Origin of the sequence: Mycoplana azooxidifex (genome assembly GCF_014196765.1) — a bacterium.
Classification (GTDB): domain Bacteria; phylum Pseudomonadota; class Alphaproteobacteria; order Rhizobiales; family Rhizobiaceae; genus Mycoplana; species Mycoplana azooxidifex.
The window spans coordinates 59,740-86,125 of record NZ_JACIEE010000015.1 but is presented as its reverse complement, the minus strand read 5'-3'; the positions used below and the strand labels follow the sequence as shown (position 1 = coordinate 86,125).

Sequence of the window (26,386 nt, the reverse complement as noted above, 5' to 3'; positions counted from 1 at the left end):
CCGACAAAAGCCGACAAGGTAATTTGCCGGCACAATCGTCGTTAATGCCGCGTCGCGAGCGGCTGCCCCGAACGGAGATGGCCCGTGGCGCAGCCGACGAAGTACAATCGAGCGTTCAATTTCGCTAACCAGCAGGCGCTGACACCCGCCACTCCTGTCCCGGCCAACCAGGTCGAGGCCGAGCTCAACCGCGTCAAGCGGACCACCGACGAGATCATCGACAACATCGGCCTCATCCAGCGCGATGACGGTGCGCTGATGAATCAGACGGTTGGCTACGACCAGCTGCAGCCGTCGCTGTCGGTGGGTTTTACGTTGAAGGGGTATTGGGCGGCTGGCTCGGACTATCGCACGGCGGACGGCGTCGTTTACGACGACAAGTTCTATCGGGCGATGGTCACGCACACGTCGACGACCGCCAACCGGCCCGACGTCGATACCGCGACATGGGAATTCCTGTTTTCGATCGCCGATGCGACGATTCCGCCGGGATCGCTCGACATCGGCACGGTGGCGACGGACGGGTCCGTCACGACGGGCAAGCTCGCCGACGGCGCGGTCGGGGCGGCCAAGATCGCTGACGGGGCGGTCGGCACCGACGCCCTGGCGACGGAAGGCATCTTTCGTCCCAAGCTGTTCTCGCACTTCCAGCGCTCGATCCCGCTCAACATGTGGGAGCTAGGCGCGCGCGGCAGCGACAACGAGGACGCGTTGGTCGACGACACCGTGGCCATTCACGCCGCGTTCACGCAGGCTATCTCCGAAGGCCGGGAACTCTACATCCCCGGCACGAACTACAAGATGGACCGCTACCTCAACACGTCCGCGGCACGCAAGCGGGTCTATCTCTCGGGCGACCCGATGGGCAGGCCCATCTTCCACGTCCCGCAGGCTGTCGCCGATGCGACGGGCAGCGCCGGTCGCTTCATCCAGATCGGGCGCGGCAATTTCAGCGACGCGGCCGGCGACGTCACGGGCCTGGCCCTGGCCGAGAATGTCATTCCCGGCATGCGGCGGATCAAGCTCGCCGACGTGACCGGCATCCGGGCCGGCATGGTCCTGACGATCGCGTCGAACCGGCTCTGGTACTATGACGACCGCGGTCAATATTACTGCTCGGAAATGCACCTGATTTCGAAGGTGCTCGAGGCGACCGACGAAGTCGTCATCGACGACTACACCCGTGACGTCTACACGATCGGCGTCGACACCCTCTACATCAAGGCGTGGGAACCGGACACCGGCGAAGTCAACAATATCGGCATCCTGTTCCCGTCATCCGGGCCAGGCGCGGGCACGCGCGGCTTCATGATGGACCGCACCGTCAACTTCCGGGCGCACGAAGTGATGATCGAGGGCTGCACCGGGCCGGGCGCGCTGGCGATCACGCGGGCATGGTTGCCGCGCGTCGACAATTACGAGGTACGTGGCGGCGGGGTGGAACTCGTTGGCGGTTCCATGGGTTACGGCATGTCGGCCAACTCCTGGTACGGCGGCATCGTCACCGGCTTGAAGTCGCGCGGCATGCGCCGGTCGATCGATTTCGACACGACGTCGGCGGCGCAGAACCAGAGCGTCACGCGCGACGTCATCGTGACCGACTTCCACATCACCGGCGGCAACGCGACGTCCGGCGTGGGCGAAATCGTCCAGGCGCCGGAATTCGACAGCGCGACCGGCTGGACGACGAGCACGCCGTGGGCGATCTCCGGAGGCAAGGCGACCCGCACCGGGGGCACCACCGGCAGCCTCTATGCGGCCATCAGCGGGTTCGTGCCCGGCGAAACCGCGTACATCGTGGCCGTCATCAACTCGATCACCGGCGGGGGCATCCGGTTCGGATTCTTCGAAGACACGACACAGCTTTCCGTCACGAGCTACATCACCGAGCCTGGGACCTACACGTTCCCGCTGGCGGTGCCTCCCTCGGCAAACCGGCTGTACGCGCAGGCGGATACGAACGGGGTTTCCTGCGAACTGGAGAGCCTGTCGTTGCAGGCCCCGAGCTTCTTCTATCCGGACGGCGACGCGCCCAACTACGGCATCGGCGGTCACGGCGCGATCGAAGGCATCGTTTTCAGCAAGGGATTCATCAGCGACGTCCAGTACGCCATCAACGTCCGCAACCGCGACACGGTGATCTCCGACGTCAACTTCCGGGGGCGGATGGAGTATTGCGTCTACGCGACGCACGGCACCGGTCTCACGGTGCGCGACAGCAATTATCGCCGCACCGATTTTCCCGACAAGATGGACTCTGCCACGGCGTGGGACACGACGCAGACCGACAAGTTGCCGAAGGCGTTCGTTCGCCTCGGGATCAGCACCGGGTCTGGCGACTGGAAGTACGATGGCATCACCCGGATCAGCAACAACGACGCGCACGGGCTCCGCGAGGCATTCCTGAGCCTGGGCATCACGTCCACCTATTCGGTGAAGAACCTCTTTGTCGAAAACGACAAGGTCGTGATCGGGGCGCCGGCCGGCACCACTTTCGAGTTCATCAAGGTTGAGGGCGGTTCCGGCGAAGCGCGCGTCGGGTACTCCCACATCGATCTCGGCTCGCTGCATGTCTCCAACTACGGCGCCGGCACGTACCGGATGCTGCCGCCGGTGGCGAAGTTCATCATCGGAAGCTCGGGCCACTGGCCGACGCTGGACTGCGCGGTCCAGACGGGCAATCGCCAATGGCGGTTCCTGCTCAACGACGACCTGGTTATCCGCATCCCCAACGCGGCGCCGCAGGGTGAGCGGCTCGGGGTGAAGCTGATCCCGAACGGCGGGGACGGGTACGGCGACTTCCTGGTCGCGCCCGGCTCGGCGACGCTGGTCGACATTGGGGCCATTGGTCCGGACGTCGTCGGGTCGGCCTCCATCCTCACCGATGGGACTTCGGACGGCACGGACGCCAAGTTCAACGTCTTCCTCGATGCCACGACGGGGGACCTCTACCTCAAGAACCGAACCGGCACCGGCCGGCGCTGGATCGTGGAACTGACATGACGGAAGCCATCGATCGCCAGCTGCAGCAGCTTAAAAACGTCAAGGCGCGCAAGGAAGCGCAGACGAACCTGCTGCGCTACGTCCAGCTGCAGATGCCGGACCCGGAACGGCCAGGCATAGCCGAGGCGACCCGGTACACGACGACGCCGCAGGCCATCCTGTTGTGCCAGATCATGGAGAAGGTCGAGCGCGGCGAACTCAAGCGCGTGGCCGTGTCGATCGGGCCGCAGTTGGGCAAATCGGAAGTGCTGTCGCGTGCGTTCCCGGCGTGGTGCACCGGGCGTAACCCATACCGCAACCTGATGCTCGGCACATATAACCAGAACTTCGCCGATGAATTCGGCTCGGAAGTGCGCGGGCGCATCCAGTCGGAAGTCCACCAGAGCATCTTTCCGAAGCACACGCTCGACAAGGGCGCGGTCGACCTTCTGATCACGCCGGAAGGGGGCAAGACCGCGTTTGTCGGCGTCGGCGGCTCCGGTACGGGTAAGCCTGCCGACTTCTTCATCGTCGACGACCCTATCCGCTCCGACGACGACGCGCAGAGCCAGCTTTACCGCGACCGCATCTGGAAATGGTTCAACGCCGTGGTCTTCACCCGTTGCCACTCCAAAAGCGGCATCGTCGTCGTCCACACCCGCTGGCACGGCGACGACCTCATCGGCCGGCTGTGCGACCCGAACCATCCGGAGCGAAACAAGGCGTATGCGGGCATCGCCGACGATTGGGTCTACATCAACCTGCCGGCGGTCGTCGAGGATCCGGCGCTGGCCGAGACGCTCGGGCTCACCCTGGAAGTGCCGACCGAGAAGCGCGTCATCGAGCAGTTCGGCCCGAAGCCGAAATCGGCCCTTTGGCCCGACCGCAAGGGGCTGAGCTTCCTGGCCGAAGCCAAACGCATGGACCCGCGCACCTTCAACGCCCTCTACATGGGAAACCCGACGGGCGAGGACGGCGAGTATTTCAAGGCGGACTGGATCGTCGAATACGACGCCCACGAACTGCCTGACCGGCTGCGCAAGTTCGGCGCGTCCGACCACGCCGTCAGCGAGAAGCAGAAACGCGACTACACGGTGCTCGGCTGCATCGGCGTCTGCGAGAACGACATCGCGTGGGTGATGCCCGACCTGGCATGGGACCGGATGGCCACCGATCGCACGGTCGAGGAAATGCTGCTGCAGTTCCGGCTGCACAAGCCCGAACTCTGGTGGATGGAAGATGAATTGATTTCAAAGTCTTTCGGGCCTTTCCTGCACAAACGGATGATCGAAGAACGCCTCTATGTGACGATCGACCCCGTCCGACCGGCCAAGGACAAGCAGACCCGCGCCCGCGCCATCCAGGGCCGCATGTCGCTCAAACAGGTGCGGTTCCCGCGCTTTGCGCCGTGGTGGCAGGACGCGAAGTCGCAGATCCTGCGGTTCCCGTTCGGCGCCAACGACGACTTCGTCGACTGGCTGGCCCACATCGGCATGGGCATCCTGAAAGAGGTCGGACCCGTGAAGGAACGGGCCGTCGACAACGTGATCCGCGTCGGATCCCCCCAATGGACAATCCGGCAGGCGATGCTGCGGTCGCAGCGTGAAAAACGAGAGAAAGTGAGCGGTGGCTGGTGATGGCTGAGACCGAAGTCCTGGATAGCGCGACCCCGACCCCGCCGGCACCGACCGCGCAGGAGCCTTCTCCGACCGCGGACGTGCCGGAAGCTACGCGCTTGCTCGTCAAGCAGTGGACCGATCGCGTCTGCAAGGCGAAGGAGCACTACAAGAAGACATTCAAGCGGATGCGCGAGAACCAGGACTTCGCCCGCCTCGGCGCGACGAAGGAATGGGCAGAGAGTGGCAAATACACCGTGCCGATCCTGGCGCGCCACATCAACCAGACGGTCAGCGCGATCTACGCCCGCAATCCGAAAAGCATCGCCGAGCGCCGCAAGCGCCTGATGTTCTCGGTGTGGGACGGCCGCGAGGACTCCCTGACCGCGGCGATGGAGATGGCGGCCATGGGCGACCCCCAGGGCATGGCCATCCTGCAGGAAATCCAGCAGGCCATGCAGGCCAACCTGATGCTCGATCGCATGGGCCAGACCGTGTCGCTGCTGTGGCAGTATTATCTCGACGAGCAGGGCGCCAACTACAAGCAGCAGTTCAAGGCGCTCGTGCGCCGCGCGAAGGTCTGCAAGGTCGGATGGGTGAAGCTGTCGTATCAGCGCATTCTCGAGCCGAATCCCGACGTCGCCGCGCAGATCCCCGACATCACGTCCAAGATCGAAAACATAGAGCTCGCCCTGTCGAAGATGGAAACGGGCGACGCCGCCTACGGCGAGCAGTCGGCCGAGAAGGAGCAACTGCGGCTCAACCTGGCTGATCTCGAGCGCGACAAGGAAATGGTCGTTCGCGAAGGGCCGGTGCTGTCGTTCCCGCGCGCCAACCAGGTCATCGTCGACCCGGAATGCACGCACCTGAAAACGCTGTCCGGCGCCGGATGGGTAGCCGAGGAATTCGAAAAGTCGCCCGACGAGATCCTGAAACTCTACAAGGTCGATATCAAGACGGATTTCAAGTGGTATGCGTCCGACGGCAACCCATACGACAAAGATCCGAAGGACTGCAAGGCGCGCGTATACCAGGTGCACGACAAGGAAAATCAGCAGGAGTTCGTGATCTGCGAGGGCTATCCGGGATTCCTGCGCGAGCCGAAGACGCCCGACGTCTGGCTCGAGCGCTTCTGGCCATACTTCCCGCTCGTGTTCAACGAGATCGAGCACGATTGCGAACTCTATCCGCAGAGCGACGTCGAGCACGCCAAGGATATCCAGAACGAGTATAACCGCTCGCGCGAAGGACTGCGCCAGCACCGTATCGCCGCGCGGCCGTACTATGTGACGGCCAAGGGGCTCGAGAAGGACGAAAAGGACCGGCTGGCCTACCACGGCGACCACGAAATCATCGAAATGCCGACGCTGGCCGCGGACCAGAAGGTCTCCGATCTCATCCAGCGCGGCCCGGTGGCCAACATCGATCCGAACCTCTACGAGGTCGAGGGCGTTTTCAACGACCTCATGCGCGCCGTCGGCACGCAGGAAGCGCAACTCGGCGGCATGAGCGGCGGCACCGCGACCGAGGCGTCGATCGGCGAGCAGAGCACGGCGACGTCAAAGTCCGACAATGTCGACGACCTCGACGAAATGCTGAGCGATCTGTTCCGCGCCGCGGGGCAGGTGATGTTCATGAACGTCCAGAAGCAGACGGTCGTCGAGATCGTCGGCCCCGGCGCGGTGTGGCCGGACACGCTGATGTCGCGCAACGAAGCGTCGAAAGAGATTCTGCTGACGATGGAAGCCGGTTCATCCGGACGGCCGAATCGGGCCGCCGAACTGGCCAACCTCGAGCGCGCGGCGCCGTATCTCATGCAGATTCCGGGGATCAATCCGAAACCGTTGTCGAAGAAGTGGGCGGGCCTGCTTGATCTCGATCCGGACGAACTGAACGCAGAAGGCGCGCCGTCCATCACCGCGATCAACGCGATGATGTCGAAAATGGCCGTGGGCGGCGGGCCGGTCGGCGGCGACCCGGCGAGCGATCCGAACGCGCAAGGCGGGCAGGGGGCGCAGAACGCGCCTTCGACGCAGGCCAATGAACCCGGCCCGCAGCCGGGTTATCCCGCGCCGGCGCCGGGCGCCGCTTGACGAGAATGTCGAAAGATGCGAATAAAAGCGAACGACACCGTTCGCGTGTCGCAGGAGATTTGGACGTATGACCGATTCGTCAACGGCTGGCGCCGACACCGGTGTCGTGGAAGTTTCGGGCGTTTCCCAGGCAGAGTCGCCCCCTGCCAACGAAGGTGTAAAAAGCTACGAGGACGCGATCGACGCGGCGCTCGGTAGTACGGAGGAATCACCGGCCTCTGCGAGTGGTGACGAAGCTTCGACTTCAAAGCCCACGGGCGAAACGGTCAAGGCCGACGAGGGAGGCGAAAACGGGTCAGACGGCCCGCAGGACCCGACCGAAGACGAGCTCAAGAGCTATTCTCACACCGCTCAAAGTCGCATCCGCGAACTGGTCGATCGTCGAAAGGCGGCTGAAAGCCAGATCACGGAACGGGACCAGCAGATCGAAGAGTTACGGCCGCGTGCCGAGCGCATCGATAAACTGGAATCCTTCATGCGGGCCAACTCGGTCAGCCATCAGGACCTGGACAACGCGGTGAACATCTCCGCACTGATCCAGACCGGGCGGTACGACCAGGCCCTGCAGCTGATGGGGCCGATCTATCAGGAGCTTCTTGATAGGACCGGCAACATCCTTCCGCAGGAACTGCAGCAGGAAGTCGAGGCCGGGTACATCACCCGCCAACGCGCCCTGGAACTGCACAAGTCGCGGAAGTCCAGCGAGAACGCGACTGCGAGAGAGAAAGCCGCGACCGAGCGAGACCAGCGTGAAAGCGCTGAGCGAGCACACGCCAACCGCGTCGACATGATGACGCGCGCCGGCGACGCCTGGGCAGCGCAGAAGAAAACTTCCGATCCGGATTGGTCAACGAAGCAGGACCTCGTCAACAGCGAGCTTGAACTGCAGTTGCGCCGGATTGCCCAATCAGCACCGCAGGATCTGCCGAGCGACATCGCCGGCGTCCGGAAATTGCTGGATGGGTGCCTCAAGACGGTTGAAGGCCGTCTCAAGGTTTTCCGCCCCGCACCGCAGGCAATCACGCCGACGACGGGCCGCCCTGCCGGCGCTGGCGCTCAGTCGAAGCCTGCAACCTACATGGACGCGATCAACCAGGCTTTGGGCGAGTAGTCAGCCGAATCCTTGAAAGGGATTAGGCAATGTCTTTTACGGCTCAGGAAATCGAAAACGTCGCCAACGCGGCAATCGACTACCACTACAAGACCCCCGACGTGCGCTCGCAGTCGCTGCAGGAGAAGCCGCTTCTCAAGGCCATGATGGCCAAGGAAGAGTCCTTCCCCGGCGGCAAGGAAGAGATCACCTTCGGCGTCAAGGGTGAATACACCACTGACATCCAGGGTTTCGAGCACAACGACACGGTCGGCTACGCCAACCCGGCGAACATCAAGCGGGGCCGCGCCCCGTGGAAGCTGATCCACTCGGGCATCGAAGTCACGATGCACGAACTGCTCAAGGACGGCATCTCCGTCACCGACACTTCGAACGGTGAAGGCGAGCGCAAGCACTCGCAGCGCGACAAGACTGTTCTCGCCAACCTGATGAAGGACAAGGTCGAGGACATGATGGAAGGCACCGACCGGGGCATGAACAACATGTTCTGGATGGATGGTTCCCAGGACGCCAAGGAGGTCCCCGGCATCCGGTCCTTCGTGCTCGACGACCCGACCACGGCCACCGTCGTTCTCGGCATCGACCAGTCGGCAAACGCCTGGTGGCGCAACCGCGCGTCGCTCGGTCTCAGCACCGCAAGCGCCGATGCACAGCTTGTCGTCCAGAAGCTCCAGAGCGAATGGCGCCAGCTGCGTCGCTACGGCGGCCGTCCGGACTCCGTTCTCTGCGGCTCCGCGTGGCTGGAGTGGATGGAGAAGGAACTGCGCGCCAAGGGCAATTACACGCTCGAGGGCTGGACCGCGAAGAAGTCGACCGATGCCTCCATCGCCGACATCAGCTTCAAGGGCGTGAATTTCGAGTACGACCCGACGCTCGACGACATGGGCCGCTCGAAATACTGCTACGTGCTCGACACGAAGCGCCTGCACCCGATGGTCATCGAAGGCGAAAGCATGAAGAAGCACAATCCGGCTCGCCCCGAGTCGAAGTACGTCTTCTACCGTGCTCTCACCTGGGTCGGCGGCCTCGTCTGCACGCAGCGCAACGCGCAGGGCGTTTACTCGATCGCTTGATCACTGATCGCGGCGGCTTCGGCTGCCGCTTTCGTCATCACGAAACCCGGAGATTAGGCAAATGGCAACTTTCGATAAAATCACGGTGACGCCGTCGTCCGCAGTGGCGACGGACGCTACCGTCACGTTCACCTACCCCGGCGGCCGCAATGCCGCCAGCTACGCGCAGTCCGGCGAAGTTCTCGTCGCATCGGGCCTGCAGAACGTACTGGCCCAGGCCGCCGACACGTTCACGCTGTCCTACGGCGGGTCCTCGGCGACGCTGACATACAAGGACGCGACGTCGCTCCCGGCCGGCAAGCCGTTGGTGCTGCAGCTTCCGCTCGCGGAGTATGCGGACATCGTCGCGCTGACCGACAGTACGGGCGGCACGGCGTCGAACACGCTCGCGGATGTCCCCGGCTCCTACACCGAGGCGACGCTGGCCAACCAGCTGGCGTCCCTGGCAGCGAAAACCAACCAGCTTGTCGCCGGCTACAACCTTCTCAAGAGCCAGCTGAACAACCAGAACCTGCTGCCGTAACTGTCGAAGGTATCGACATTTTGTCGACCTACAGATAACGTGAGGGGGACCGGGCGACCGGCCCCCTTCTGCTCAAGCAAGGATGCGAGACATGCACCTTTACAACTGCAAGGTCCGGCTTTCCGGATCCCTCTATAACGAAGTCCCCAAATCGCAGATTTCCGCAGCCGAGATTATCGTCCTGCGCACCATCCACGGCGCTGACTCCGTCGCCGACATCGTACCGGCCGGCGAGGCCAAGATGAGCTCGATCCAGCTGCGCGGCGAACTCACGCTGATGTACGGCAAGGCGCTCCGCACCATCGACGAAATCCGCTCCATCAACGGCATCTTCGGCGTTGCTGGCGAACTGCCCGAGCACCTTCCGGGCTTCGCGCCCGAGAAGAAGGGCAAGGCGAAGGCCGAGCCCAAGCCGGTCATCGACGAAGCCGACCTCGCGGATGACGACGAGATCGCCCGCCTGGCCGAAGGTCTCGAGTAAGGAGCCGGCCGATGGCGCGGGGCGTTGCGTTCAGCGAACTGATCTTGCAGTTGCGGGCGGAACTCCGTCGATCGCAAAGCCCCGCCGTTGGCGTCGAGGACATCGCGTCCTTGAAGCAGACTCTCAACAGAAACGCCCAAGTGCTTGCGATGCGCAGGAATTGGGAGTTTCTGCTGCGGAAGTTCCCCCGCATCACGCTCAATGGCGGTCAGCGCTACTACGATCTGCCCGCAGGGCTCGACCTCGAGCGCATCACGGTCGCCAAGGTCAAGTATGGCGGGTCCTTCTACCACCTGCGCCGCGGCATCAATTTCGAGGACTACGAGGCGTTCGACCCGGAAGAGAACGAACGGTCCTCGCCGGCGCTCAAGTGGGGCACGCAGTTCGACATCACCGCCAACCGCACGCAGGTCGAAATCTGGCCCTTGCCGGATAGCTCGGCGCAATACCTCTACTTCGAAGGCTACCAGCGCGCCGACACGATGGTCAGCGACAGCGATCTTTGCCTGGTCGACGACATCGTCGTCGTGCTGCTTTCGGCGGCGGAACTGCTGATGCCGGTCGACGCCGCCGGAGCCAAGGCCAAGGTCGACATTGCCAACGAACACCTTCGCCTGCTCGGCGTCCGAGCCAGCCTCTCCGATCAATCACCGGTGCAGATCGGGCTGCAGAGCGGCCGGGACCGCTATGAGAGCGGCCGGGCCGTCGTGCGAATCTCAGGCATGGACTGATGGCGTATTTAGCGGTCAACGACTTCAAGTACGGCATGGACCGCCGCCGGCCACGCGCGGTCGGCATCCCCGGCACACTCTGGCGCCTGCAGAACGGTTTCATCACCCGTGGCGGCGATATCGAGCGCGCGAAGAAGTTCGTTGCGACGCACACCCTTCCGGAGGGGACATTCGGCCTCGCCGAACTGGACGACCAGCTTTACGTGTTTGGCAGTGCGGAGACGGCCCCGGCAGGGCTGCCGCCTGACATCCAGTACCAGCGCTTGCAGGCCGAGATTCCGGGGGGCACGTCGGAAATGTCCTACGACATGCGTCGAATCTACGACGTCAAGGATTTCGACGGGAAGCTCTATGTGGTGGCTGGCTACGAAAACGGGTCTGTCCACCACTACTACGACGGCACGGTGATCTCAGATTGGGACACGCTCGCGGAGGAAACGTCGTCGTTCGGGACCGTGGCGCAGCGGCTGACGCGCATGATCAACGACAATCCGGCCGTCTTGGCGCGACACGCGGGGCGCAGAGTCTTCATCGAGGCGAAAGTCCCCGGCGTCGACTTCACCCTGACCACGCAGACGGCAAGCGGCGACACGCCGAGCTCGGCGCCGACGGCCGTGATCACGATCTTGCGCGCCAACGTGGTCGCTGTCGCCGAGGCGAAAGCCAGCGGCACAATCCAGGTCACTGGCGGCAGTGTGGGGCCGGGCAACCAGATTTCGGCGCTGACCGTCAACGGCGCATCCATCATCTCGGCCCCTGTTCTGTGGTCGAGCTCGGACGAGCACACCGCTAACGTGCTTTCCATCGCGATCAACAACGGCGCCTCGGTGCATGGCTACGACGCCACCGTGGCCGGCGATACGGTCACGATCACGGCTGCGGAGGGGCTCGGCGCGACGGCGAACGGATGGGTGGTCGCAGCCACGGTCGAAGGTACCGCCGCGGTGGGCACGACCAACATGTCCGGCGGCGTTACGACGGTGAATCCGGTCGCGAAACTGGCCCAGGTCGAGATCGGCGGGGACACATTCGGCGAAAACTATATGTGGCGGATCACGCTGAACGGTATCCGTTATCCGACGACCGGGCGCGCCTCGCGCGTCGCACTGTCCGTGCTGGTGCACAAGCAGCGCATATGGGCGCCGATCGCGCACCGAATCCAGTACAGCAAGCTGAATGACCCGACCAACTGGTCCGACGCAACAGCGTCGAGCGGCGCGGGCTACATCGGCGTCTCGACGCAGACGAACGGCAAGGTCGATCTCCTGGGGGCCGCCGAATACAACGGCAAGGTCGCGTTCTTTGCCCGCAGCACCGTCGTGATCTACACGCTTGCCGCCGACGCACAGAATATCCAGTTCGCGCAAGCGCTGGAAAACACGGGCACCTTGGCGGCCGGGTCGATCGTCTCCTACGGCGCCAACGATGTCTACTACCTGGACATGAGCGGCGTGCGGTCGCTGCGCAGCCGGGATGGCTACGACGCCGCTTTCGCCAGTGACATCGGCAACGCGATCGACCCGTACATCCAGGAACTGCTCGGCGATACGGAGGATCTTGAGGTCGGCCGGGCCAAAAGCATCGTCGAGGGCAGGGACGGCCGCTTCTTCATGGCCATCGGCGACCAGATCGTCGTGCTGTCCTATTTCCCGACGTCGAAGATCACCGCATGGTCGTACCTCGACGTCGGCGCGCCGGTCGACGAGATCGTTCGGACGACGCAAGACGTCTATCTGCGGTCTGGCAACACGATCTACACCTATGGCGGCGCCGATCGCCGCGCATACCCCGACGACGAAGAATTTCCGGTCGTGGTGGAGACGCCATTCCTGTCGGCGCAGGACCCGGCATCAATGAAGCAGCTGCGCAGCTACGACCACGCGGCATCGAACGTCTGGAAGGTCGAAGTGCTTGTCGACCCGAATGATGAGACGAAGACGGTCGAGGTCGGTCGACTGGACGGCGTGACGTATGGCCGCGAGGCGGCGTGGATGCCGGGTTATGTCGGGGTTTTCGCCATGCGCTACACCTGCGACACGGCGGGCTATGCGTCGCTTTCTTCGACGGCAACGCACTTCCAGGGCGGGGAGAAGCAATGATCGTTGAGGCGCGCGCCGAGCATGTCGTCCATGTGTTCGCCAGATTGTGCCCTCAGACGAAAGCGGAAATGGCCATCTACGGGTGGGACCGGGACACGGTGCTCGACAGGTACCTCAAGTTCGCCGCGCGGGGCGAGCACTTCGCGATCCTCGAGCGCGGCGCACCTATCAGCCTCATCGCATTCGCGCAGGAAGGAGAATCGGTGCTGACGTTCATGGTGGGCGCCGACGGGTTTTTCGAGCGCAGCCTCGGCCGCCGCCGCGAGTTCCAGCGGTTCATGAAGGAGCGGGCAGCCGAGTACGGAGACATCTTCACCATCTCCAAATCCCCCGACCCGAATTTCCCACGCTGGATGAAGGCCATGGGCGCCGTCGGCATCGGAGAATACAAGGGCGACAAAGTTTTCCTGTGGGCGTGACACGCCCGAGGTTTTTTGTTAGTTTCGGCCATTCTCGCAGTCGTTACGAGCCGGATGTCGCTGCCCCGGTGTTCTGGTAACCCAGGGACGACAGCGATGTGCGGTGGCGGCGGCGGCGATAAGCCTTACAATCCATATGAAGACGACAAGTGGGAGCTTTACCGCACCCAGTTCGACACGTGGGCGAAGGACAACGTCGCTGCTGCCAAAAAAGGCGGCAATCTCTCCAAACTCTCCAATCTCGACGCATGGGAGCCCTCGCGCGACAAGTTCGGCTCCGACGCGCGTGCGAGCATGGAAATGCAGGAGATGGAGCGCCAGTACCTGCTCGATCTCGGCAAGACCGCCATCGACAAGCGTTTCACCAAGTTCGACGACAAGTATTTCTCCGACTACCGCGACGACTACACCGGCTACTACAATCCCCAGGTCACGGACCAGTTCAACAAGACCGGCGACAAGCTGGTCGCGACGCTGGCTGACCGGGGCATGCTGGATTCGTCGGTCGGCAACGCTTCGCGCGCCGATCTGTCGAAAGAGTATTCTACGGCGAAGACGAACATCGCCAATGAGGCGCTCGACGCTTCGAACAAGCTGCGGAGTTCGGTCGAGCAGTCCAAATCGAATCTCTACTCCATCAACGAGGCGTCCGCCGACCCGATGAGCGTCAACGCGCAGGCGCAGGGTGCCGCGACGACGCTCGTGGCCCCGCCGCAGTACTCGCCCCTTGGCCAAATCTTCGCGAGCGCGCTCACGCCGTTCCAGAATTACGTCCAGGCTTCGTCGTCTGCCCCGACGCGCAGCTACACGAGCAATTACTCGACCAAGGGGTCGGGAAGGGTGGTGCAATAATGTGTTTCGGACTTGAAGCCGCTTGGTTGCCGGCCCTTCTCGGCGCCGGTCTCAGCGTGGCCGGCACGGTCACGCAACAGAAGCAGCAGGAAAAGCAGCAGCGAGAGATCGCCGAGGCCCGCAACCAGGCCATGCGCGAAACGTTGGTCAAGAACAAGCAGCTTGCCGAAGAAGGCCGCGACACGTTCAACAAGCGCATGTCCGACGCATCTGCCGAGCAAATGGAAGCCGACCAGCAGAAGGCGCAGGACACCCGGTCGGATGAGCTCACCGAGGCTGCGGCAGCCCCCGCGGACGAAGCGGCCGGCGCGGCTGTCGCGCCCATTTCCGGTTCGGAGCCCGAACTTGTTTCCGGCGATATGGCCCGGCGCATGAAAGCCGCCTTGGGCGAGAGCAAGGAACAGGCCAAGGCCCTCGGCCGGTTGGGCAGCTACGGTGACATGCTGCTCGAGCAGAATTTCCTCGACACGCAGGCCGGCCGCGACATCGGCACATCTTCGAACAAGGCCGCGGGCAACTCAGCCATCATGCCCTACGCGCAGGATTTCGCCGAGCAGCATGCGTACCGGCCGATCTCGCCGATCGGCGGGATCCTGCAGGGGCTCGGTGGGCTGGTCGGCAGCTACGGCGGGTCCAGCAGCGCCAACATGCCGCGTCGTAAATACTCAACGCCGTTCACCGGGTGACCTGATGCCGAAGATTCTAAGCTCGTTCAGCGGCCCCGACCCGATCGCACAGACGCTGTCGTCGCTCGGCCGGCAGCTGTTCGGCGGCGACAAGACGGCGTCCGCGCTCAACAACGAGAAGCTCTATGCTGCACAGCGTGAGAACGCCGAGCGCGACAACCTGATGGCTCGCGTCGCCGCCGGCGGGGCGCACACGCTTGGCGCGGATCCGACGGTCCAGGCCATCTTGCTCGGTTCCGGCATCGACCCGGCGCAGTTCGCCGAGATCGGCCGCATGGGCTCGGCGACCGGCTACGGCGCAGAGGACCCGCGCACCGCCAACTGGCAGGTGGCGGCCGGACAGGCGTACTCGAGCACCGCGCCGGCGTTCAACACGACGATGGCCGAGACGCGCCGGGCAAACGACCTCGACAGCGCCGACAAGCGATTCGCCGTGACCACGGCCGATGCGACTGACCGGTACAAGCACGACACGCTGTCCGCCGCCGACGCGCTGACCGACAACACCAAGCGGTACGGGCTTGGCCTCGAGGACGCGACGAAGCGTTTCGGCATCGAGACGAACGCCGGCATCGAGCGCGCGAAGCCGTACGCCGCGCTCGACGCGACCGGGCAGCCGGTGCTTGTTCCGATTGGGAACGCAGCCAATGGCCAGTACCAGCCGGTGTTGTCCGATACCGATCGCCGGGGCACCCTGCTCGGGCAGAACTTCGACAACCTCGACACGCTGAACCCGCAGCAGCAGGAAGTGCTCGGCGCGCGCGTGACCGGCGACAAGGCCGGCACGATCAAGAATTACATCTTCCCCGGCCCGGATGGCCGCAACGGTGTGATGCTGACGACCAACGGCGTAACCGATCTTTCCGGCAACCCGCTCCCGCCGGGCGGCTACGTCGGTACGGTCGAGGGCGGCGCGGCCGACGTGGGCGTGACGAACGCCGTCGCGACCGACATGCAGGGCAACGTGATCGCCAACAAGAAGTTCGAGCAACTTGTCGGCATGGGCATGGAACTCACGAAAGATCCTACGCTTTTCGGCGCGCAGGGCCGCGTCCGGTCGCTTGCTCAGGAACTCGCCGCCGGTGTGAGCGGCATGTCCGCTGTGCTCGGGTCGAACGTCGAAGAAGCGCGCAGCGTCCTTGCGCAGGACCTGGCCCCGACCGGCCTCGACGCCCGGCGGATTCTCCCCGAGCTCTACGACCCGAACCTGCCGAAGGTGGACACGGTTTGGGGCCTTCTGGTCTTCCAGGGCGCATCGGCATTGGCCGGGCAGGAAAACCGCTCGGTGTCCGATAAGGATGTCCAGGCCATGCGCCAGATCCTCGGCGACCCGAAGTCGGTCTTCGCCAGCGCGCAGATGATGCAGTCGAAGCTACAGTCTGCGCTCGAGATCGTCGCCATCAACGACCGCGTGGCCCGCGAGGCCCTCGGCGGCAAGGCACCGGTGACGCCGAACGCCCCCGCCGACGGTCTCAACCGGACGACCACTGGCGCCGCGTGGAGGGTCGTGCCGAATGCCGCTCCTTGAGGTAAATGGCCAGCGCGTCGAGGTCGACGAGAGCTTTATGTCGATGACACCGGAGCAGCAGAACGCGACGGTCGACGAGATCGCGCGTTCGCTCGGCAGCGCGGCGCCCGCGCCAACGCCGACAGCTTCGGCTCCCACTGCTGCACCGGCCGCACCCGCAGCACCCCCGGCCCCCGCATGGGACCAGGTTGGCGCTAGCGGCATTCCCGGCTCGGCCGTTGAGCCTGCGCCGGTCGCACCGCCAAACCAGGGCGCATCCGTTCCGGTCTACCTCGGCCAGCGCGCCGATCGAGCCATCGCCGACGTGCTCGGTGCGCCGGTCGATCTGGCCACCATGGCTGCCAATGCCGGTCTCGCAACCGCGGATGCCATCGCCAGCCCGTTTGGCGGCAGTGTCGACGCGCGCGTGCCGCCGAACGCGATCGGTTCGTCGGACTGGATCGCCGACAAGGCGTCCGACCTCTACGAGCACACCGGCGGCACGGTCGTCGACAAGGACGCCGTCTCGCCGGGCGTGCAGTTGGCAGGGGAGGGGGTCCGCTTCGGCACGGCAGCACTTCTGCCGAGCATGGGCCTGGCCGCCGGCGGAAAGCAGATGGCCGCCGCGCTGCCGGGGCCGGCCGGCCGCACCGTCGACGCGCTTTCCGACGCGTACACCGGCAATGCGAGCAAGCAGATCATCGGCGACACGATGGCCGGCGCCGGCTCGGGCATCGCCATGGAAGGGTACGAGGACTATGTGCCCGAAGCCGTTCAGCAGGCGCTTGGCCCGTTCGGCAAGATCATCGCCGCGATCGTTGGCGGCGTAGGCGGGGGCACCGCGGCGTCGATCGGCGACAGCGCGACCAACTTCGCGCGTGGCAAGTTCGAAGATGCGTTTGTGCCGCCCGACCCGAGCACGCCGATCGACCCGGCTACGAACCGGCCCTACGCCCGTCGCGACATGGATATGGCCGCGCGCATCGCGCAGAACCAGCCGACCAACCGCGCGCAGGCGATCGACAACATCGATACGGGCCAACGGCAGTTCCAGCAGTTCGCCAACGAGAGCGAGATGCCGACGACCGGCATGCTCGCCGACGACATCGGTATGGCGATGCAGGAACGCATCGCGCGCGCCAAGGATCCGCAGCGCTTCGCCGAGCGCGACTCGGCCCGTAATGCGCTTGCCGATCAACGACTCGACGCCTCCGTGCCCCGTGGCGCCGACGGTCGCGCCATGGTCGAGACGGCGACGAAGCAGTACGACGACACCCTTGGGACGGCCCGGCAGAACGTCGAGGACGCGCAGGGGCGCAAGGCGACTGCTGACGCGGAGATCGCCCGCCAGAACGCAGAACTCCGCGAGTTCGGCACGCGCCAGGGCGAAGCCTCCGCAGGGCTCGATGACGCGTACCGCACGGCGCAGCGGTCCTCGCAGGACGCGAAGAACGCTCGCTACGACGCTGTCGCCGACGAGACGCCTGTCGACGGCCAGCGCATCTATGAAGAGATGATGGCGATCGAGGAAAGCGTGCCCCGCGCGGCACGCACCGGCTCAGACTACTCCGGTGCGTCGAAGCGCCTGCGCGATCTGCTGACCGAAGAGACCGACGAAGGCGTGGCCATCCGCGACATCACTTACGGCGACGCGAAGGTGCTCAAGGCCGAAATCAGCGCCATGCGCCAGGAGGCAGTCGCCGCCGGCCGGGACGTCGGGTATCTCGACAAGGTCAACCGGTTGCTCGGCGACGTGATCGACGAGACCAACCCCGAGGCCGCGCGCTTCTACAAGGAAGAGTATGCGCCCCGCTACAAGACGGGCAGGGCGGGGGAGTACACGGCCGCGCTCAAGCGTTCCGCCCGCACCGGCGAAGAGTCCAGCGGCACGCGCCCGACCGAGTTCGGCGACAAATTCCTCAAGAAGCCGGAAGACGCGAACGCGTTGCGCCGCGCCGTCGATGTTGACGGCAACCCGGTCACGGCCGAGAACGCCACCAACTGGATGCTCGGCGACCTGGCCAAGTCCAATGTGCTGACCGACAAGGCCGAGCTCCGCTTCGATCGGTTCAAGGCGTGGTCCAACCGCAACAAGGCCGTCATCGACCAGTTCCCCGACATGCGCCGGCGGGTCGACGAAGAACTGCGCCGCGCCGAGCAGGGCGGCAAGCTGTCGAAGCGGCTGGCCCAGGAAGTGGCCGACGCCGAGGCCAACCTCACCGCGACCGGCAAGGACCTGAACCGCAGCGCGCTCGCACACGCGATCGGCAAGGACCCGCGCAATACGATCGCCTCAATCATGGGCAGCGGCGACCCCGAGAAGCAGATGGCCGAACTCGCCGACCGCCTGAAAGGCGACCAGCGGGCGACCGACGGGCTCAAGGCTGCGACGCGCGACTGGATTCGAGGCAAGGTCCGCACGACGGCGCGCAACGTCGGCAATCCCGATAGCGAGAAGCTCAGCCGGGCCAAGCTCGACCAACTGTTCAGCGAGCACGAAAAGACGCTGTCCAAGGTCTACAGCCCGGAAGAGATGAACGCGCTGCGCCAGGCGCACGCGCTGACGGACATCGTCGCCAACATCGATGTGCGGGCGACGGCAGGCAGCGAGACCTTTGAGAAGTTCATGGCGGCCGACAAGGACAAGGTCGGCAAACGCTGGCGCATGGCCGAGGCGGCGCTCAAGGCCAAGTACGGCGTCCTCAAGGGTGGCGGTCTGTTCCGCACGCTGCGGCTGTTCGTCGACGCGCTCCCCAACGACACGAAGTCCGTCGAAAATGTCCTGTTCGAAATGAACTTCAATCCCGACCTGGCGAAGCACCTGTTGACGCGCAACGTGCGCGAGATCGGCACGCCGGCGTGGAACGGCAAACTCAATCGCCTGATGGCCGTGGCGGCGGGGAACCGCGATGCCGAGGGCGTCGACTCTAACGAAGAAGCGAGACCGACAAAATGATCCCCGTTTCCGCTGCGCAGATCCGCCTGGCCGCAAAGGGCCGAATCAACGAGTTCAACCTCGAATCCGTGATGGTCGCGCTCGAGCAGTTCGGCGACCAGCTTGGCATGAACCGGCCGCACCGGCTGGCGCAGTATTTCCCGCAGCTGATGCACGAAAGCGGCGACTTCAAATACGACCAGGAGATTTGGGGGCCGACGCCGGCGCAGAGCCGCTACGACACCCGCACCGACCTCGGCAACACGCCGGCGAAGGATGGCGATGGCTATCGCTACCGCGGTCGGACGGGCATGCAGTTGACAGGCAAGGCCAACTACGCCGGCTTCCGCGACTGGTGCAAGAACCAGGGCTTCGACTGCCCCGACTTCGTGCTCTATCCGGACAAGGTCAATACCGACCCTTGGGAAGGGCTGGTGCCGCTGTTCTACTGGACGACGCGCGGCCTGAACAAGTGGGCGGACCAGGGCGACGTCGAGACCATCACGAAGAAGATCAACGGCGGGAAGAACGGCTTTGCCGATCGTGTCGACCGCCTCGGCCGTGTGTCGCTCGTTCTGCTCGGATACGGGCCGGCAGAGGTCCGCAAGTTCCAGGCCGACCACAAGCTCGACATCGATGGCGACGTCGGGCCGAAGACGCGCGCGGCGCTGCACAAGGCCCTGGTGGCCCTGACGCCGGGCGAATCGGCCAAGCCCGCGGTAACGGCGGCGCCCGTAGTCGAGGCCGTCGTGCCCGAATCGGTCGTTCAAGAGGTCAAGACGAAGGCCGACCGGACCAGTTGGCTCGTGGCCGCAGGCGGCACTCTCGGCACGATCGTCACCGGGGCGCTTGGCGCGGACTGGCAGACGGTCGTGGCGATCGGCGGCGTTTCGATCGTTGCCATCGGGCTCATCATCCTCCTGCGGCGCCAGATCGTTTCCGTCGTGCGCGAAATCTCGGCGGCGCTGGCATGAACATCTGGCCCCGCGTTCTCATCGGCGTAGCAATCGCCGCCGCACTGATAGGGCTCTACTCGATCATCTACGACCAAGGTGCCGAAAGCGTGCGCACCGGCATCGAAAGGCAGAACAATGAAGCAGGCAATTCCGCTGATCTTGCTCGGGGCGCTTACGATCGTTGTCGTGACCGCGGGTGGGTGTACCAGTTCGACACCGGCAAGTGTGTCCGGCCTACGCAGGGTCGTGGGAACTGATCTCGTCGGCGCCAAGGGGCTGACCGACGCCGACCAACGCAAGATCGATCGCACCGTCGTCGGGCTGTGCGGTAGCGATATCTGGACGAAAGACGAGTGTGCAGCGCATGGGGCAGGGCGGTAACAGAGGCATGTTCATGGCGGAAGATGGCGCGATTCTCACATTAATAATGGCCCGTTTGGAAGAAGTTGCCGTAAATCAGCGCGATTTGCAGACTCAAATGCGCGAGTCGGAACGTTTGTCGACCGAAAGTCGACGTCGCGTGCATGAAAAACAGGATGTTCAAAATCAGCTTTTGCTGAAACTCGACCACAGGTTGAGCACTGTCGAGAAGGCCGTAGAGGCCGAAGCGCCCACATGGGCGGAATTTAGAGCCCTCAAGGCCCGCGCTGCCGGCGCCGGATCGCTTGGTCGCGCCCTATGGAAAGTGGGGGCCTGGCTGGTGGTTTTGGTGGGTGCGTTTTACGCGTTAAGGAATGATATCGCAGCGTTTTGGCATTGGATGATGTCTCGCTAAATTAGCACTTTTTACGAGTAGCAAAACCGTACCGCCGGTTCGGTATCCAAAACGCGGCCATTTCGTCAAATCAAAATCCTGTCATCAAACAAATAAAATACTCTTGCAAACTAAGGTAGAGGCCACTATGTTGGTTTTTGTCGTAGTTTGTAGGAGAGGGCTTCGCTTGCCGCGGAACTATCACAATCACGGTGGCCCGAGTGCCATCCCCGAAAGCGCACCAAGAGACGCCGCACGGGCCGAATTTGCCCGACGGCTGAGCGCCGCCATGATCCAGAAAGGCTGGAACCAGAGCGAGCTCGCCCGGCGCGCCAGCGACCACTACGCAGACAAGGAAATAGGCCGCGATTCCATCTCCGTCTACATGCGGGGCAAAGCCCTGCCCACCCCCTTGGTGCTCAACGCCATCGCAAACGCCCTTGGCGTCGATCCGGCCGATCTGCTGCCGACCAGGGGCGTCCCCTCGGCGTCCGCTGCGTCCCCGAAGATGGAAGCAAAGGACATGGGCGACGGCACGGTCTGGCTCCGGATAAACCAGCAAGTCCCGTGGCAGGTGGCCCTGACGATCATGGCCGCCCTGCAGCACGACGAGCGGATGAAAGAGAACGACGAACAGGAAAGGAAAAACGGCACATGATGCGATTAGGCGAGTTCGCCGCCCGCTGCGGCGTAACCACTCGCACCATTCAGCGGTACATCGAAGACGGAAAACTGCAGCCGACCGAGCGCACCCCTGGGGGCCATATGCGCTTCGACGCGGGCAAAGTGAGGGAGTTCAGACACATATGGCGAGACCCAAGAGGGAAACCGCGTGGCTACGAAAGAGGGACGGTGTCTTCTACGCGTTCTGGTACGACGGAGATGGACGCAAAACAAAGCGCCTATCGCTTCGTACAGGACACGAAGTTGAAGCGGAGCATCGTTTCGCAGAGTTCCTCGTCAACGGCCGCGAACTCCGACACTCTCGGGTTGGAGGACTTACTGTGAGCCAGGCTCTCGACGACTATGTCGAAGAGCACAAGGTGGTCGACGAAACCCGCCGGGAAAATGCTATCCGTCACCTGAAAGCCTATTTTGGCGCCCGGTGTGTCGAAAGTATCGACATTCCGAGTTCGCGTGATTACGCCAACGCCCGACGCGCGGGGTTGATCGGGGGCGGCGCCCGCCGTCCGGACAAGACAGGTAGCGACAGCACGATCCGGCGCGAGCTCACGGTTTTGATCGCCGCGGCCAACCACGCCTTCAAGTGGAAGCGGATCAAGATCAAGCCGAGCATCGAGCGGCCGGCCGACGGTGGCCGGTCGGAGGGCGATGAGGCCCCGTATTACACGCACGATGAACTCGAGCGGATCTTCGCGGCAGCTGATGCGCTGCCCGACGAGCACGACCTGAAATGGCTAGTGCGGCTGCTCTACTATACGGGCGCCCGCCGCGCATCGATCGAAGAGTTGCGGCGCGGCCAGGTCGACTGGCGGGCGCGGCACATCAAGTTGAAGCCGATGGGCAAGCGGGCGACCAGCAAGCGCCAGCCGATCGTGCCGATCTTGAAGGCCATGGATGCGCCGCTGCGGGCCGTGTGGGACGCGAGCAATCGCGACAGGCTGTTCCGGCTCGCCGACTACCACCATCCCTATCGGCAGCTGGTGGAGAGCCTCGGCATCACCGATCGGGCGCACCCGCACTGCATGCGCCACACACGCGCGACGCACCTTCTGCAGGCAGGCAAATCGATCTACGATGTGGCAAGGCTGCTCGGCGATACCGTCGCCACGGTCGAGCGCGTCTACGGGCACCACTCGGCCGCACACATGGCCGACGCTTTGGAGGATTGAGCATTGAGTAAGGACGTTTTTGACCAGATCGCGGAAGGACTACAGGCGGCGTCAGAGGTTTCGAAGACCGATCCTTTTGGGCAGGCGTTCGACACCGTCACACAGGCGCAGAAGCTCATTGCCGCTTTTAACGAACGCGTGGCCCCGGTGCTGTCGCCCGAACAGCGTATTCGCGCCGCGCTGCACGCAGGCACTGCAAGCTACGATGCGCTCGAGTCCATGCTCCTATCCTTGGCTCTCCGGTCATCAGAGCGCAAAGCTGCGGATGTGGTCGAATTTTGCGGGATGAGGCTGGTCCGTTCCAAGTACGAAGACGACACGATCCGCATCGTCTATCCAGACAAAGCAGGCAAAGACACCGCGTTTTTCATGGTCAGATGGTCGGCGCGATAGCTGGCCACTGGAACGACAATTTTGTCGTTATTTGTAGATCGACAAACCGGCTTTTTCCTTGAAAATCAATGTCGGTTTGTCGTTCGACAGCCCCCTACGGAGCCGTGAGAGGGCGATGTCCTAACCGCTAGACGATGGGCGCATCGGGGTCTGCTGCAATATAGGGGCTTCCGTTTGCTCCGGCAAGGCCGCCTGCAACCCGCCTTGCGGCCACACGCATTCCCGGCTCGACGATTTTCCCCGGCGCGGCGCGGTCGATGCCGTGATATATTGCCGCGCTGCCGTCCGTTCCCGCGGACGCGTTGAGATGAAGGATCAGGGGATAGCCGCATGACCAAGGATACGCTGGAAATTCCGGTTCTGGTGAAGCGCCGGCTGCAGGCGCAGGTGATCGGACCGATCCATGCGGAGATGGTGGCGGTGCTGGGCCGGGAAACCGCCGACGCCATCATCGACAGCGCGGTGCGCAAGGCTGCGATCGCCGAGGGCAAGGCGTTCGCGGCGCGTGAGCCGGGCGGGGTGACCTCGATGGCGAGCTTCATCAAGCTCTATGACCTCTGGACTGCCGACTCTGCGCTCGAGGTCGAGGTGCTGGAGGCGACCGAGGAGACCTACGACTTCAACGTCACCCGATGTCGCTACGCCGAGACCTACCGGGAGATGGGTCTGGCGGAGATCGGCCACCTGATGTCGTGCAATCGCGACGGCACCTTCTGCCAAGGATACGATCCCAACATCGAGCTGGAGCGCAAAGAGACGATCATGGCCGGCGCGCCCTGCTGTACGTTCCGTTACCGCTACCGGAAGGCGGGCTGACCGGCGCTGGGGGCGTGGCGCAGACACTGCCGATGCGCTGCGGCGCGACATGCGCTGTCGGAAGGCCGGACGAAACAGCCCGCAGATCGCGGTATCGAGAGGGAAGAAGTGGCACGCCCTAGGGGAGTCGAACCCCTCTTTTCAGAATGAAAATCTGACGTCCTAACCGATAGACGAAGGGCGCGTGCGGTGGGCGTCTTCTAGCCAGCGCCCCCGTGTCGCGCAAGCCCTAAAATGATGATTCGGCGCAAATTTCCGGGGATTTTCCGGCGGCTGTCGGAGGGGAGGTTGCGTGGGAGGCCGGGCGTCCGCGCAACGCGGAACAGATCGCCGCCAGCTTTGCAAGAGCGTACGAAGGAAGGACACGGTTGTTTGAGGGGAGTGGCACGCCCTAGGGGAGTTCCAGCTGAAATATTGGACCTTGAAATAGCTGGATAATTTCGACGTTTTTGTCTCACTTTTTGCCACCCCGGAAAAGGTGAGACAAACTCTGTGCTACTTCTGTTCCTTCGACAGGAACTTCATCCCTGCGCCGGCCAGCTTCTTTCGGTTCGCTTTCTCGGTGTAGTAGCTGGCCTGTTCCATAGTGGTCCAACCAAAAATCGCCATCAGCTGCTTCTCGGTCGCGCCGTTCTCGGCCGCCCGGGTCGCACCGGCTTTCCGCAAGCCATGCATGGAACAATGGAACAGCTTCGCCTCGTCGCACCAGTCACGCATTTTGTTGCCGAGACCCTTGACGGAGAACGGTTTCCCGTACTCGGTCACAAGGAAGGTCATGTTGCCGACCGGACCATCGGCGAGCGCCGTCTCCAGTTCGGGCAGCATCGGGATATCGACGTCAACTCCGCTTGACCTTGCCGTCTTCGCCGGACGAATCTTGATCCATCCGTCAGCGGTGACATGCTGGCGGCCGAAGATCGCCATCGTCTGCAGACGAAACCCGGTGTAGAGACCGATGTTCAGTGCGAGGCGGGCCCGGCTACCGGCGGGATGCTTCGCTTCGAACTGGCGGACTTCTTCTTCGGTCCACGTGTGGAAGCCGTCGCCAGACTTGAGGCGCTTGATCCCGCTGCAAGGATTCATCTTGCAGAGATCGGCCGTATCGACGGCCCAGGTGAACATCGCGCTGAGTGCCTTGACGATATCGTTCCGGGCGCCTGGGGTCGGGCGAAGCTCGTCGCGAATCTCTGTGATGTGCTTCTTTTCCATGGAGGCGAACGGAAGGTGGCCCCTTGGCAGCTTCTTCTTGGGGGTGAGACTTTGGCACACCTCCTCAAGAATTCTTGCTCGGGTCTCCATCGTGCGATTGGTGACGGATCCTGCCGCCCGGCGCTTATACTCTGTTACAAGCCATCCGAGAGTGCCTTCCGCGGGCGTCTTTGATTTGCCGCCGATCGGGGCCGGGACTTCTCCCGGGCGGCTGTAGGGCTGGCCGAGTCGTGCACATGCCACTTCGTCGTCAAATGCAGTTGTTCCGGGTGTCTCGCGAAGACGCACCTTCGCCTTGCCCGCAGTACGAAAATAGTAGCGCGGGTTGTTGTGCCGGTCCGGGTCAAACGTCACACCCTTCGGCAGTTTGTCGTGCTTGCGGGGCCTAGGCATCGTCCCAAGGCTTGCTGCTGCCGTATCCTGCGTCAAGTGGCGCTCCGTCAGTGCTGCCATCGGCGGCGCGGTGGGGGATTCTCTTAAAGGCTTCATAGACCTCACCTACATCATAAATAAATCGACCTCCGATAACCCGAGGCTGCGGTAGAAGCCCGAGCTCCACACAACGGTCGAAGAGGGTTTCGCCTATACCCACCAAGGCCGCGGCCTGAACACGGTCGACCCCGAAAGGGGGCAGGCTGGGGGGCAAAACGTGGAGGCGTTCCGCTTTCTTCATCTCAGGCCCCGACCTCCGCCAGCGCTTCGGCGCGGGCGCGATTGAGTTCGGCCATCAGCTCATGTGATCCGCTGGCACGGTCCGGGTGTCGTTCCGCCGCAAGCAGCCGATAGCGACCGTCGATCATGGCGCGGTTGATCCGGTCCGCCTCCTCACTATTGAAGCCGAACACGTCCCGCCAGCTTCGCTGCGCCGGCGCCGGCAGGGCCTGAAAGCCGGTAAAAGTCGCCCTGACAATGTTGAGCCCGCCGTGCCGGAGCTCAGTGCGCCGCGCCTCGAGGATCAGATGGATAGCCTGGAGGTTGCTCTCGACGTTCGGGTAGCGATCGACGGCGATGCAGACGGAAAGGCCGTCCCATGTGAACCATACCGCCACACCGATATCGCGCGGGCGGTCATCGCCGAGGGTGACGTTGGAGGAAATGACGAGGTCGGCAATCGCTTTGCCACTGTCGCTTGAAAAGGCGGCGATCGACTTCCGGACATTCTTGAGGGCGGAGGGCAGACCGGTACGGAACTGCGAGCGCAGCTGGGTTTTCGTGCGCGGCATATTCGCCGGCCAGGTGAGGGGGTAGGGCAGAACATCGAGCACGCCCTAACAGTGACCGGGCATCCGGACGTGAA

General features: G+C 63.7%; 24 protein-coding genes, 1 tRNA gene and 1 pseudogene. 23 read left to right on the top strand and 3 right to left on the bottom strand.

Features of this window, described 5'->3' with window-relative positions; translation table 11 throughout:
- Positions 1-84 precede the first annotated feature (84 nt).
- From GGQ64_RS26220 to GGQ64_RS26115, 23 genes and pseudogenes are all read left to right on the top strand, one after another.
- Positions 85-3,003 carry a hypothetical protein gene (locus GGQ64_RS26220; protein WP_183808256.1) on the top strand — a complete coding sequence of 973 codons (2,919 nt, stop codon included), beginning with the start codon at positions 85-87 and terminating at the stop codon, positions 3,001-3,003.
- Entirely contained in the window at positions 3,000-4,619 is a 1,620-nt protein-coding gene (locus GGQ64_RS26215) for a terminase large subunit domain-containing protein (RefSeq protein WP_183808255.1), read from the top strand. Before GGQ64_RS26220 ends, GGQ64_RS26215 begins: the two co-directional genes overlap by 4 nt.
- Positions 4,619-6,691 (top strand): hypothetical protein, encoded by a 2,073-nt coding sequence (locus GGQ64_RS26210; protein WP_183808254.1) that lies wholly within the window; start codon positions 4,619-4,621, stop codon positions 6,689-6,691. Before GGQ64_RS26215 ends, GGQ64_RS26210 begins: the two co-directional genes overlap by 1 nt.
- Before the next feature lie 67 nt (positions 6,692-6,758).
- Positions 6,759-7,802, top strand: coding sequence for a hypothetical protein (locus GGQ64_RS26205; protein ID WP_183808253.1), 1,044 nt, complete (start codon positions 6,759-6,761; stop codon positions 7,800-7,802).
- 29 nt (positions 7,803-7,831) lie between these two features.
- The gene (locus tag GGQ64_RS26200) at positions 7,832-8,875 is read left to right on the top strand and encodes a phage major capsid protein (RefSeq protein ID WP_183808252.1); all 1,044 of its coding nucleotides are present in this window, start codon (positions 7,832-7,834) and stop codon (positions 8,873-8,875) included.
- 61 nt (positions 8,876-8,936) lie between these two features.
- Positions 8,937-9,398 (top strand): hypothetical protein, encoded by a 462-nt coding sequence (locus GGQ64_RS26195; protein WP_183808251.1) that lies wholly within the window; start codon positions 8,937-8,939, stop codon positions 9,396-9,398.
- A gap of 91 nt (positions 9,399-9,489) precedes the next feature.
- On the top strand, positions 9,490-9,879 hold the full coding sequence (locus GGQ64_RS26190; RefSeq protein ID WP_183808250.1) for a hypothetical protein: 390 nt from the start codon (positions 9,490-9,492) through the stop codon (positions 9,877-9,879).
- An 11-nt stretch (positions 9,880-9,890) separates the two neighbouring features.
- On the top strand, positions 9,891-10,610 hold the full coding sequence (locus GGQ64_RS26185; RefSeq protein WP_183808249.1) for a phage adaptor protein: 720 nt from the start codon (positions 9,891-9,893) through the stop codon (positions 10,608-10,610).
- Positions 10,611-10,645: 35 nt separating this feature from the next.
- On the top strand, positions 10,646-12,709 hold the full coding sequence (locus tag GGQ64_RS26180) for a hypothetical protein (RefSeq protein ID WP_183808248.1): 2,064 nt from the start codon (positions 10,646-10,648) through the stop codon (positions 12,707-12,709).
- Positions 12,706-13,128 (top strand): hypothetical protein, encoded by a 423-nt coding sequence (locus tag GGQ64_RS26175; protein WP_183808247.1) that lies wholly within the window; start codon positions 12,706-12,708, stop codon positions 13,126-13,128. The genes GGQ64_RS26180 and GGQ64_RS26175 overlap by 4 nt, the downstream gene beginning before the upstream one ends.
- 96 nt (positions 13,129-13,224) lie before the next feature.
- Positions 13,225-13,980 carry a hypothetical protein gene (locus tag GGQ64_RS26170; RefSeq protein WP_183808246.1) on the top strand — a complete coding sequence of 252 codons (756 nt, stop codon included), beginning with the start codon at positions 13,225-13,227 and terminating at the stop codon, positions 13,978-13,980.
- On the top strand, positions 13,980-14,666 hold the full coding sequence (locus GGQ64_RS26165; protein WP_210300460.1) for a hypothetical protein: 687 nt from the start codon (positions 13,980-13,982) through the stop codon (positions 14,664-14,666). Before GGQ64_RS26170 ends, GGQ64_RS26165 begins: the two co-directional genes overlap by 1 nt.
- Positions 14,667-14,670: 4 nt before the next feature.
- Positions 14,671-16,194 (top strand): hypothetical protein, encoded by a 1,524-nt coding sequence (locus tag GGQ64_RS26160; RefSeq protein ID WP_183808244.1) that lies wholly within the window; start codon positions 14,671-14,673, stop codon positions 16,192-16,194.
- On the top strand, positions 16,181-19,129 hold the full coding sequence (locus GGQ64_RS26155; protein ID WP_183808243.1) for a hypothetical protein: 2,949 nt from the start codon (positions 16,181-16,183) through the stop codon (positions 19,127-19,129). The genes GGQ64_RS26160 and GGQ64_RS26155 overlap by 14 nt, the downstream gene beginning before the upstream one ends.
- Positions 19,126-20,082: a glycoside hydrolase family 19 protein gene (locus tag GGQ64_RS26150; RefSeq protein WP_183808242.1), complete on the top strand. Its 957-nt coding sequence runs from the start codon at positions 19,126-19,128 to the stop codon at positions 20,080-20,082. The genes GGQ64_RS26155 and GGQ64_RS26150 overlap by 4 nt, the downstream gene beginning before the upstream one ends.
- Positions 20,079-20,321, top strand: coding sequence for a hypothetical protein (locus GGQ64_RS26145; protein WP_183808241.1), 243 nt, complete (start codon positions 20,079-20,081; stop codon positions 20,319-20,321). Before GGQ64_RS26150 ends, GGQ64_RS26145 begins: the two co-directional genes overlap by 4 nt.
- On the top strand, positions 20,251-20,445 hold the full coding sequence (locus GGQ64_RS27970; protein ID WP_343059583.1) for a hypothetical protein: 195 nt from the start codon (positions 20,251-20,253) through the stop codon (positions 20,443-20,445). The genes GGQ64_RS26145 and GGQ64_RS27970 overlap by 71 nt, the downstream gene beginning before the upstream one ends.
- Before the next feature lie 13 nt (positions 20,446-20,458).
- Positions 20,459-20,839, top strand: a complete 381-nt coding sequence (locus tag GGQ64_RS26140; protein WP_183808240.1) for a hypothetical protein — start codon at positions 20,459-20,461, stop codon at positions 20,837-20,839.
- A 127-nt stretch (positions 20,840-20,966) separates the two neighbouring features.
- Entirely contained in the window at positions 20,967-21,476 is a 510-nt protein-coding gene (locus GGQ64_RS26135; protein ID WP_281380610.1) for a helix-turn-helix domain-containing protein, read from the top strand.
- A pseudogene (locus tag GGQ64_RS28425) lies at positions 21,473-21,577 on the top strand (MerR family DNA-binding transcriptional regulator); the annotation flags it as partial. The gene GGQ64_RS26135 and the pseudogene GGQ64_RS28425, both read left to right, overlap by 4 nt.
- A gap of 47 nt (positions 21,578-21,624) precedes the next feature.
- Entirely contained in the window at positions 21,625-22,671 is a 1,047-nt protein-coding gene (locus tag GGQ64_RS26125; RefSeq protein WP_246422953.1) for a tyrosine-type recombinase/integrase, read from the top strand.
- A 3-nt stretch (positions 22,672-22,674) separates the two neighbouring features.
- The gene (locus GGQ64_RS26120; protein WP_183808236.1) at positions 22,675-23,064 is read left to right on the top strand and encodes a type 2 periplasmic-binding domain-containing protein; all 390 of its coding nucleotides are present in this window, start codon (positions 22,675-22,677) and stop codon (positions 23,062-23,064) included.
- Between the two features lie 330 nt (positions 23,065-23,394).
- Complete coding sequence (locus GGQ64_RS26115) at positions 23,395-23,880, top strand: L-2-amino-thiazoline-4-carboxylic acid hydrolase (RefSeq protein WP_183808235.1); 486 nt, start codon at positions 23,395-23,397, stop codon at positions 23,878-23,880.
- 109 nt (positions 23,881-23,989) lie between these two features.
- Here GGQ64_RS26115 and GGQ64_RS26110 read toward each other — a convergent pair.
- The 3 genes from GGQ64_RS26110 to GGQ64_RS26100 all read right to left on the bottom strand — a co-directional run bounded on the left by GGQ64_RS26110 (position 23,990) and on the right by GGQ64_RS26100 (position 26,354).
- Positions 23,990-24,064 (bottom strand) — tRNA-Glu (locus tag GGQ64_RS26110).
- Between the two features lie 311 nt (positions 24,065-24,375).
- The gene (locus GGQ64_RS26105) at positions 24,376-25,518 is read right to left on the bottom strand and encodes a tyrosine-type recombinase/integrase (RefSeq protein ID WP_183808234.1); all 1,143 of its coding nucleotides are present in this window, start codon (positions 25,516-25,518) and stop codon (positions 24,376-24,378) included.
- A 245-nt stretch (positions 25,519-25,763) separates the two neighbouring features.
- A complete protein-coding gene (locus tag GGQ64_RS26100) occupies positions 25,764-26,354 on the bottom strand; it encodes a J domain-containing protein (protein ID WP_343059582.1) in 591 nt (196 codons plus the stop codon).
- Between the last annotated feature and the right edge of the window lie 32 nt (positions 26,355-26,386).

Excerpts from the sequence above, each read along its gene's own strand:
- GGQ64_RS26215 (WP_183808255.1), top strand. The coding sequence starts at position 3,000 with ATGACGGAAGCCATCGATCGCCAGCTGCAGCAGCTTAAAAACGTCAAG.
- GGQ64_RS26210 (WP_183808254.1), top strand. The coding sequence starts at position 4,619 with ATGGCTGAGACCGAAGTCCTGGATAGCGCGACCCCGACCCCGCCGGCA.
- GGQ64_RS26205 (WP_183808253.1), top strand. The coding sequence starts at position 6,759 with ATGACCGATTCGTCAACGGCTGGCGCCGACACCGGTGTCGTGGAAGTT.
- GGQ64_RS26200 (WP_183808252.1), top strand. The coding sequence starts at position 7,832 with ATGTCTTTTACGGCTCAGGAAATCGAAAACGTCGCCAACGCGGCAATC.
- GGQ64_RS26195 (WP_183808251.1), top strand. The coding sequence starts at position 8,937 with ATGGCAACTTTCGATAAAATCACGGTGACGCCGTCGTCCGCAGTGGCG.
- GGQ64_RS26190 (WP_183808250.1), top strand. The coding sequence starts at position 9,490 with ATGCACCTTTACAACTGCAAGGTCCGGCTTTCCGGATCCCTCTATAAC.
- GGQ64_RS26185 (WP_183808249.1), top strand. The coding sequence starts at position 9,891 with ATGGCGCGGGGCGTTGCGTTCAGCGAACTGATCTTGCAGTTGCGGGCG.
- GGQ64_RS26180 (WP_183808248.1), top strand. The coding sequence starts at position 10,646 with ATGGACCGCCGCCGGCCACGCGCGGTCGGCATCCCCGGCACACTCTGG.
- GGQ64_RS26175 (WP_183808247.1), top strand. The coding sequence starts at position 12,706 with ATGATCGTTGAGGCGCGCGCCGAGCATGTCGTCCATGTGTTCGCCAGA.
- GGQ64_RS26170 (WP_183808246.1), top strand. The coding sequence starts at position 13,225 with ATGTGCGGTGGCGGCGGCGGCGATAAGCCTTACAATCCATATGAAGAC.
- GGQ64_RS26165 (WP_210300460.1), top strand. The coding sequence starts at position 13,980 with ATGTGTTTCGGACTTGAAGCCGCTTGGTTGCCGGCCCTTCTCGGCGCC.
- GGQ64_RS26160 (WP_183808244.1), top strand. The coding sequence starts at position 14,671 with ATGCCGAAGATTCTAAGCTCGTTCAGCGGCCCCGACCCGATCGCACAG.
- GGQ64_RS26155 (WP_183808243.1), top strand. The coding sequence starts at position 16,181 with ATGCCGCTCCTTGAGGTAAATGGCCAGCGCGTCGAGGTCGACGAGAGC.
- GGQ64_RS26150 (WP_183808242.1), top strand. The coding sequence starts at position 19,126 with ATGATCCCCGTTTCCGCTGCGCAGATCCGCCTGGCCGCAAAGGGCCGA.
- GGQ64_RS26145 (WP_183808241.1), top strand. The coding sequence starts at position 20,079 with ATGAACATCTGGCCCCGCGTTCTCATCGGCGTAGCAATCGCCGCCGCA.
- GGQ64_RS26140 (WP_183808240.1), top strand. The coding sequence starts at position 20,459 with ATGGCGGAAGATGGCGCGATTCTCACATTAATAATGGCCCGTTTGGAA.
- GGQ64_RS26135 (WP_281380610.1), top strand. The coding sequence starts at position 20,967 with ATGTTGGTTTTTGTCGTAGTTTGTAGGAGAGGGCTTCGCTTGCCGCGG.
- GGQ64_RS26125 (WP_246422953.1), top strand. The coding sequence starts at position 21,625 with ATGGCGAGACCCAAGAGGGAAACCGCGTGGCTACGAAAGAGGGACGGT.
- GGQ64_RS26115 (WP_183808235.1), top strand. The coding sequence starts at position 23,395 with ATGACCAAGGATACGCTGGAAATTCCGGTTCTGGTGAAGCGCCGGCTG.